A 7,013-nucleotide genomic window follows, 5' to 3' on the forward strand; every position below is an offset into this window, starting at 1 on the left:
TTTTAGCACTCTATGCAACTGAGTGCTAACAAATTTTTAAATAACATATAAAAATTTTTTCGTCAAGAAAATAGAAAAAGCACCCGTTCGTGGCTGTTGACAAACTAATAGGAATATCACTCCCATCTTGTCAACAGCCCCGTTAGGATGCTCGATTTTTTCTTACACTTTCCTCGTTTGCTATAGTTACTTCATAAGTATATCTTTTACTAAATTGTTCCTAAAATAAAATAGAGTAGGAAGAAAAAGGCGATGATATACATTGTAACCGATATTTCTTGTCGTCGACCTGTGACCAGTTTTAGAATGGGGTAAGCGATAAATCCAAACGCAATCCCATTGGCAATACTAAAGGACAAAGGCATGATTGCCATCATTAAATAGGCTGGAAACGCTTCGGTAAAGTCACTAAATGGTATTTCTTTTAGGCTTTGAACCATTAGACAACCAACAATGATCAGTACAGGTGCTATCGCAGCATCTGGAATCACTTTAAAAAGTGGAATAAGAAACAGTGCAGGAATAAACAATAATCCGGCTGTAAACGAGGTTAAGCCCGTTCTCCCGCCTGCAGCAATCCCCGTTGCCGATTCGGCCGCAGTCGTTGTAGGGCTGCAGCCAAAGAATCCTGCACCAATAATTGAAAATGCGTTTGCTTGAAATGACCTTCTAAACTTTGATTTGTCTGGCAGCATGCCGAGCTGTGCACCCATATTTTGAAATATAATCACCATTGATAATGAAAATACAGCTGTCCAGAAATTAATTGTACCAATTTGACTAAAATCAAAAGCAAAAAATATTTGATCATACCCGCTAAAAGAGAAACTAAAATCACGTAATGTTGAAAAATCTACAATTCCAAGGATAGAACCGATTAAGGTACCAACAATGATCCCTATCAGGAAGTTCCCCTTAACATTGCGTAAGAATAGTGGGACTAAGATAAGTAAAGTCAGAATCGTTGTTAAGGCATAAGGATCCGCTAGATCACCTAACTTGACAAATGTCCCCTCACTTGCAACAATCAATCTACCATTTTTTAACCCTAAAAATGCTATAAACAAGCCGATCCCGGCCGTCATGGCATTAATCATCGAATTTGGGATAGATTGTGATAAATAGAACGCTCCTTTTGTTACAGTTGTCAATGTAAATACAATACCTGCGATTAATACAACTGCAAGTGCTTGCTGCCAAGTTAGCCCAAAAGAAAATACAAGGGTAAAAACAAAAAAAGCGTTATCTCCCATACCCGGGACGATGAGTAATGGTGAATTAGCCCAAAGAGCCATTAGCATACAGCCAAGAAAGCAACAAATCAGAGTGGCAATTGTTACTGCTTCATATGGCATCCCAACTTGACTTAAAATCGCACCATTCACCGCGATAATATAGGCAACCGTCATAAATGAGGTTAGTCCAGCAATTCCCTCTGTCCGAACACTCGTATTCGCTTCCTGAAGTTGAAAGATCCTCTGTAATCGTTTACTCAATCCAATTACCCCTTTTATTATGCGAGTTCAATCGACCAAAAACATGGTATACTTATTTTTATATAACCATTTGATTCGATATGTGATTCAAGAAAGGATGCATGTTTATGATAACCAAAATCTCGGAAATTGCGATCTTCGCCGATATTCCTGAGATTGATGCACCACACATTATTTCCAAACTAAAGGAGCGTCAGTTTAAAAAGAATCATATCCTTATGTTTGAAAATGATTTAAGTGAAGATGTATATATCATTCGTTCTGGTATGGTAAAGGTATACCGTATTCACGAAGGAAAAGAAATTGTCCTAAGTATCTCAATGCCAGGAGATATTTTAGGGGAAGTTGAAGCATTATCCAACGACAGCCATCGTATTTCTTCTATCGAAGCACTTGAAAATGTTTCAGTGTGGCAAATGACAAAACAAGATTTTCTTCAAATCGTAGATCAGTATCCATCTGTTCTTCGAAAAGCCTATATGATCCTAGTTGAACGGACCCGGATGCTTAACCGCTTGATTCGTTATTTAACCTTTTATGATGTGAGAACTAAAGCTGCAAATTTGCTAGTGGATCTCTATTATAATTTTGGAAAACCAGATGGAGATAATTTTAAAATTGATCTAAAAATTAATCAGTCCTTACTTGCAAATATGCTTGGCGTAACCAGAGAATCTATCTCCAAAACACTAGGCGATTTCCAAAATGAAGGGCTCATCGATACACGTGACAAATATTTTTACCTATTAGATAAAAGCCAATTGGAAGCAATTTGTAGTGAAACCGAAGAGGTTCCAGCGCTTCGAAAGTGGTATAACGTTTAATCTTACCTTAACTAATGATAACAAATGAAAGCGTTCCATTTCAGTTAGCTTAGTTACGATTATTTTGTTAACTAGTTCACAAAAGTGTTGTTATCCTTTTAACAAAAATTGAAATAGAGATTGTGGGATATGATTGAGGTAACTCTAGAAACTATCATTAATTAACTTAAACATAAATAGCGAACAATGTACGTCATTGTTCGCTATTTCGCTCAAATTATTGGATGATTTTGGTAGATCTTGCTTTATCTGCGGTTTTTTGAATCCACTTACTTAAAGGTTTTTTCAAGACAAGCGCTAAAATGAAGCTGGCGGCAGCAAAGACTAGCAAGGAAAACACATCCTTCATTACCACTTCTACAACCATCCCTCCTACCGACTCACGAAGCATACTTACCGCATAACTAAATGGCATGAAAGGGTAAATCATTTGAAAAAAGGTAGAAGTCGTACTAACCGGAAAGGTTGCGCCAGAACTGGAGATTTGCAGTACTAAGAATATAATCGCCAAACCCTTTCCGATATTGCCGAATACCGCGCATAATGTAAAGGTGATGATGACAAACACTATGCTGATTAAAATACTAAATAGTACAAACCATAGTTTGTCCACTGCATACGTATGAATAAAATACAAATCGCCCAAGGACGCAATGGCTGCTTGAAAAATTCCGATAGTAATAAACGTTAAAAGTCTTCCAAAATATACTTGATATCCCTTATACTCGTTGTCGGCGTTTTCAACATCGACTCGCAAAGAGGCAATTAAAAAGGTAGCTCCAACCCATAGTGCCAGCATTGTATAAAAAGGTGTCATCGCAGAGCCGTAATTGGGAATCGGGAAAATCCTTTTCGTTTCCAAAAGAACAGGGCTTGCTAAAAAAATACTTTCTTTTTTCGGATCATGCTTCAAAAATTGGATTAAATCATTCACATTCACGCTGCTCTCTAAGCTGCGAATTTTATCAGCGGCACTCCTTATTTTCGCATCAAATCCTGGTAAATCGTTTCGAGCCATATCGGCAGCTTTATGAACAGTCTTTTCTACTTCCGGGAGCTTTGTTTGAACAAGATTAGCCGCTTTTCGAATATCATCTTCAAGAGCAGGTAAATCGTTTCGAACAAAATCAGCCGCCTTTTTTATTTTTTGCTCAACCGCTGGCATTTCATTTTTGAAGAAATCCGCCGCTGTGTTTATTATTTTTCCCACTTCATCTATTTTTTGTTGAAGATCAAGACGAGTTTGACTTACTTGATTATGAATATTTGCTAGTTCCTCATAAAGACGGGTTAGCTGTTCCTGATTATCCACGATATCGGTCTGGTCAGTTTGAGCATCCTTTGCAGAATTAATCGCATCCTTTATTTTCGATTCTATTTCCATCAAATTTGCAATTACATCAGTGATGATATCATTGACACGCTGTAAATCTGCAAGCTTCCCTTGGATCGCCAACACCATGTCTCCTGCTTCTTTTATCTGAGGTAAACTTTCTTCTACCTTCAAGATGCTTCTTCCTGCCTGCTGAATTTCCGGAATTCTTTGTTCCAGATCGATAATTTTTTGTCCCTTTTCCCGTATTTCCGGCAGTTTCCCCTCTAATTCAATCGCTTTTTTTCCCATTTCCTCAATCTGGGGAAGAGCCTTTTCCAGTTCAAAGATTTGTTTTTCAACGTTATGGATCGAAGGCAGCGCTTTCTCTAATTCAATTCCAGCTTTAAAGAATCCTGAAAAAATCGCATCCCCCACCGTTTTTACAAAAGTCTGACTTATTTGAGCAGTAACGCTGGATGCACCTGAACTTGTAATTTTCGGTGCAACGGCATTGATTTTCTCATTTACTCCAAAAATTATTTTTGGTTTTTGCGGATTTATTTCTAAAATGCTTGTAAGTTTCTTCGAAAAATCTTTTGGAATAATGAGATACGCATAATATTTGCCTTTTTCAACTCCCCTTTTAGCTTCACTAGGGGTTACAAACACCCAGCCAAGGTTATGGTTTTTTTTTAGATTTTTTACGGTATCATCACCGACATTGATTTTGTTTCCTTGTATTTCTGCCCCTTCATCCTCATTTGCGACGGCCACTTTGATTCCTGATGTATTGCTATATGGATCCCACATCGCCTTAATATTTACCCATGCATACGCAGAAGGCAATACCATTAGTGCCCCTATTAACAATACTACAGAAGGAACACTAAAAATATTTTTCCAATCGGTTCTGTAAATGCGCAAAATTTTTCCCATTTTTCTCCCATCCTTAGTAAAATGTACATTTCTATTAGTTTTTCACCAATTATATGGAAAGATTCAATAAATGAGAAAGAACGAAAACAGAACAGGAAATAGGGATTGCAGCTGCAATCCCTATCCGTTTTTCAAAATATAAACCAAATAGTTTTTTAACAGAACCTGCCACAACCGATAAAGCTTGCACCGATGATAATAAGCAGGATGAATAAAACCACGATTAAAGCAAATCCGCTTCCGAAGCCTGCACCATCCATCTGTTCCACCTCCCAGATATTTCTGAATTATCTTATGTAATTGACTTGATTTTGTGTATAAAAAAGTGCAAAGCGTTTGATTACTGCCCGTAATGAATCAAAAGTATTTAACCCAATATAGGGATTCGATATCCAGTGAAAAATCATAAAAAGGCTGCCCAAGAATTACTTCTCAGGCAGCCTTTCATTATTATTTTTTACTTTTTTGAAACACTTTCGGAATTTGGATTATAGTTGAATGTTGACCTGTCTACAGGAATAAAGTTCTCTGGTGTGTAAAAACGCAATAAATCTCCATTCACTACTTTATCAGAATATGTTAATTTTTGTTGCACCATTTTCTTATTTTTATTAGCCTCGTCCATCTTGTCCTCTGCTAATATCATACCAGTATGGGAATCATAGAATTTACCGTCAACAGATGTAATCGTCGGACTCACATAGTCACCATTTCGGAATGCAACAAGATCATCATGCTGTTCAGATATTAGGTCGGTTCCAAATTGTACATAGTCTTTTGTATCGATACCAACCAAGTGAAGTAGTGTTGGAAGAATATCGACCTGACCACCATATTCGTGGTTCACGCCACCTTCCATACCTGGCACCCGAATGAATAATGGTACACGTTGTAACCCCGCACTTTCAAAAGGAGTAATTTTCTTTCCAAGCACTTGTTCCATTGCTTTATTATGATTTTCTGAAATTCCGTAATGGTCACCGTACATAATAATGATCGAATGATCATATAATCCAGACTGCTTTAAATAATCAAAGAATTGCTTTAGTGCTTCATCTGCATAACGAGCTGTCTGGAAATATCGATCGACAGATTTATCACCTGTTGCAGCCGGTGCTATTGTTGCATCTTCTTCATTAATTGGGTACGGATAATGGTTCGATACTGTAATAAATTTTGTATAAAATGGCTGCGGCAATGATTCCAGTAGTGGAATAGATTGCTCATAGAATGGCTTATCCATCAGCCCATATTCTGCTTGGTCCTGAGAGTTTATTTGATAGTAGTTTGAATCAAAAAACTTGTTATATCCAAACGATTTATAAATCTCATTACGATTCCAGAAGCTTCCTGAATTTCCGTGGAATACAGCAGAAGTATAACCCTGTTGACCCAAAATCGCTGGAGCAGCCTGGTAGGTATTTAAACCTTTTGTGGTAAAAGCTGAACCTTGTGGTAAGCCAAATAATGAATTCTCCAGCATAAATTCAGCATCAGAAGTCTTTCCTTGTGCAGTCTGATGGAAGAAATTATCAAAATACATTGTATTTTTATCATTTGTCAATGAATTTAAAAATGGGGTTACTTCTTCCCCGTTTAACTTGTAATTGATCAGGAAGTTTTGCATCGACTCAAGATGTAAATAAATCATATTCATTCCTTTGCCTGCACCGAAGTAGGCGGGATTAGGCTGAGCATAATTCGATTTTGTATAGTTAATCACTTCTGTCATATCGTCACTGTTAGCCATTACCCTTTGTGCAGATGCTGTCGTACTTTTAACAGCATCATAAATAGTGTAATTATATACCCCTAAATATTTCACAATATAATTTCGATCAAATTCTCTTGTCAATAATTGAGGGCGGTCTATTTCTGCTAAAGATAAATTCAAGCAAGAAATTGCCAATGATAAAGCGAATAGAGCTGACGTTTTTCGGCGGCTCATATCCTTGACCTCAATCTTTGCATAACGAAAACCAAGTAGGGCAATCAAAATAATGATATCGATGAAGAATAAAATATCATAGGGTTTTAAAAGAGAAATTACACTACTGCTTACATCTCCAAAATTCTGCGTCTGCGTTATCGTTGGTAACGTAATAAAATCATTAAAGAACCGGTAATATAAGATATTTGCATATAAAAGAAAGGATAAGAGAAAATCAATCACAATAAGCGAAATATACTTTTTCCGTCCTTTGAAAAAGAATGATATACCTAAAAATAGTAATGCAGAACCTAAAGGATTGATAAATAATAGAAATTTTTGCAATGTATTTTCTATACCCAAATCAAATTGTGTTAATTGAACGATATATGTTTTCATCCATAGGAAGAATACCGATAATAAGAAAAAGCCAATATATTTATTTAAAATACCTTGACCCCTTTGAAAAATGTTATTCATTTACTGACCACCTTTTAGAACATAATTATTAC

The 7,013-nt window shown here is 36.6% G+C and carries 5 protein-coding genes; 1 reads left to right on the forward strand and 4 read right to left on the reverse strand.

What is annotated here, in order from left to right:
- Positions 1 to 209 precede the first annotated feature (209 nt).
- On the reverse strand, positions 210 to 1,496 hold the full coding sequence (locus tag V7150_RS25495; RefSeq protein ID WP_335523871.1) for an NCS2 family permease: 1,287 nt from the start codon (positions 1,494 to 1,496) through the stop codon (positions 210 to 212).
- 107 nt (positions 1,497 to 1,603) lie between these two features.
- On the opposite strand from V7150_RS25495, the gene V7150_RS25500 reads away from it, so the two are divergent.
- Complete coding sequence (locus tag V7150_RS25500) at positions 1,604 to 2,320, forward strand: Crp/Fnr family transcriptional regulator (protein WP_335523873.1); 717 nt, start codon at positions 1,604 to 1,606, stop codon at positions 2,318 to 2,320.
- 217 nt (positions 2,321 to 2,537) lie between these two features.
- Here V7150_RS25500 and V7150_RS25505 read toward each other — a convergent pair whose 3' ends face one another.
- The 3 genes from V7150_RS25505 to V7150_RS25515 form a co-directional block, all read right to left on the reverse strand.
- On the reverse strand, positions 2,538 to 4,571 hold the full coding sequence (locus tag V7150_RS25505; RefSeq protein WP_335523876.1) for a YhgE/Pip domain-containing protein: 2,034 nt from the start codon (positions 4,569 to 4,571) through the stop codon (positions 2,538 to 2,540).
- A gap of 155 nt (positions 4,572 to 4,726) precedes the next feature.
- Complete coding sequence (locus V7150_RS25510; protein WP_283922865.1) at positions 4,727 to 4,831, reverse strand: YjcZ family sporulation protein; 105 nt, start codon at positions 4,829 to 4,831, stop codon at positions 4,727 to 4,729.
- A gap of 197 nt (positions 4,832 to 5,028) precedes the next feature.
- A complete protein-coding gene (locus V7150_RS25515; protein ID WP_335523879.1) occupies positions 5,029 to 6,981 on the reverse strand; it encodes an LTA synthase family protein in 1,953 nt (650 codons plus the stop codon).
- Between the last annotated feature and the right edge of the window lie 32 nt (positions 6,982 to 7,013).

The organism is Neobacillus drentensis, from assembly GCF_036965245.1.
Lineage (GTDB): Bacteria > Bacillota > Bacilli > Bacillales > Cytobacillaceae > Neobacillus > Neobacillus drentensis_G.